The organism is Kineococcus glutinatus (assembly GCF_039542765.1).
In the GTDB taxonomy this organism is placed as follows: domain Bacteria; phylum Actinomycetota; class Actinomycetes; order Actinomycetales; family Kineococcaceae; genus Kineococcus_A; species Kineococcus_A glutinatus.
Genome location: NZ_BAABIL010000286.1, coordinates 1 through 1,829, shown reverse-complemented (window position 1 = coordinate 1,829; position 1,829 = coordinate 1). Strand labels below are relative to the sequence as shown.

The following is a 1,829-nucleotide window of genomic DNA, read 5'->3' as shown; positions in this document are numbered from 1 at the left end:
CCGGGACGCGGCGGGCGGGGCGGGGCACGGCGCCACTGTAGGCGGCGGCGCCCGGGGGGCCGGGGGCGGTCGGCCCGCCGCCCAGCGCGCACCCAGCGGACGCCGAGGTGCGCCTGCCATCCTCCTGGGGTGGACACCCCAGCCGACCGGACCGCCGCCGAGGAGCCCGCCGTGCCGGCCGGGGTGCGGGTCGTGGTCAACGCGCGCGCCGGTTCCTCCCGGGCCGACGTGGTGCGGGCGGTGGTGCGGGAGCTGGAGACCGTCGCGCCCGTCGACCTGCAGGCGACCACCGGGGTGGCGGACCTGCGCGAGGCGCTGCTGGGGGCGGGGGAGCGCCGCATCGTCCTGCTCGGCGGCGACGGCTCGGTGCACACCGCGCTGCGCGAGCTGCGCCGGGCGGGGGCCGCGCGGGCCGTGGGACCCATCGGCCTGGTGCCGCTGGGCACCGGCAACGACCTGGCCCGCTCGCTGCACCTGCCGCTGGACCCGGTGGCCGCGGCGCGGGTGGCCGTGCGGGGCAGGCCGCGCGACGTGGAGCTCGCCGTGGACGACTCCGGCGGCGTCGTCGTCAACACCGCGCACGTCGGCATCGGCGCCGCGGCCACCGCGAGCGCGGCGCGCTTCAAGCGGCGCATGGGCCCCCTCGCCTACCCGGTCGGCGCGGTGCTGGCCGGGGCGCGGCCGGACGCGGGTTTCGCGCTGCGCGTCGTCGTCGACGGGCGGGTGGTCGCCGACGGGACACCCGTCCTCATGGCCGGCATCGGCCTCGGCGGCACCATCGCCGGCGGGGTGCCGTTCGTGCCGGACGCCGACCCGCACGACGGCGTCCTCGACGTGGTGGTGTCCACCTCCACGGGCCCGGTGGCCCGGGTGGGTTTCGCCGTCGGGCTGCGCCAGGGCCTGCACACGGCGCGGCAGGACGTGCGCACCGACTCCGGGCGCGTCGTGGAGATCACCGCCGAGCGGGGCCGGGCGTTCCGGGTCAACGCCGACGGGGAGGTCTCCGAGCCCGTGCGCCGGGTGCGCTGGACGGCAGAACCCGCCGCCTGGCAGGCCCTCTGCCCCTGAGGGCTCCCGTCAGGGCCGGGGGTCCCGTCAGGGCCGGGGGTCCCGTCAGGGGGTGCGCCCGCCCACGGTGCCCTCCACGGCGAGCACCTGGAAGCGGGCGAACAGCTCCTCGGCGTACCAGCGCTCCGCGGCGGTGCGGCGCACCACCTCCAGGTGCGGGCTGCGCCGGTGCGCGAACTGCCGCAGCGCGCCGTCGTCGCTCCACAGCGAGAACGTGCCCTGCAACCCGACGGGTGCCTCGCCGATGCCCACGGCCAGCCGCAGCCCGGGGGCCCGCTGCAGGTCCGCGGCCACCGGCGGCACCGCCCGGTAGAACGCCGCGGCGCGCAGCGCGCGCAGCCGTGCCCGGGTGATGGAGGCCACCGGTCCCGCGCAGCGCGTGCGGCCGGGCCCCCCGAACGGCGCCGCACCCGACCACGTGCCGCGGCTGGACAGCGGCCGCATCCGCACCACGAGGCGCTCGGCGGCGAGCTCCCCCCAGGCCCGCACGGTGCGCCCGGTCTCGAAGGCGTCGGCGTCGGCCGCGGAGTCCCAGGCCACGAGCAGCGCCCAGCGGTGGGGGTCGGCGTCGGCGACGGAGAACGTGCGGCCCGACCCCGTGCCCAGCAGCTTGGCGAAACGCACCCCCGGGGCGCGGGCGAGGTGGCGCCGGTCCAGCGCCATCCGCGCCGCCGCGGCGGGCACCGCCCGGGTCGGCACCCCCCACAGGTGCAGCGTGACGAGTCCGGGAGGGGTGCTCACGTGCGCCGACCCTACGAGGG

At 79.7% G+C, this 1,829-nt stretch carries 2 protein-coding genes; one reads left to right on the top strand and one right to left on the bottom strand.

The features are described from left to right. The first annotated feature begins 129 nt into the window (after nucleotides 1-129). Nucleotides 130-1,068, top strand: coding sequence for a diacylglycerol/lipid kinase family protein (locus tag ABEB16_RS11375; protein ID WP_345712367.1), 939 nt, complete (start codon nucleotides 130-132; stop codon nucleotides 1,066-1,068). A 45-nt stretch (nucleotides 1,069-1,113) separates the two neighbouring features. Here ABEB16_RS11375 and ABEB16_RS11370 read toward each other — a convergent pair whose 3' ends face one another. Beyond that, nucleotides 1,114-1,809, bottom strand: coding sequence for a monooxygenase (locus tag ABEB16_RS11370; protein WP_345712366.1), 696 nt, complete (start codon nucleotides 1,807-1,809; stop codon nucleotides 1,114-1,116). Nucleotides 1,810-1,829 lie beyond the last annotated feature (20 nt).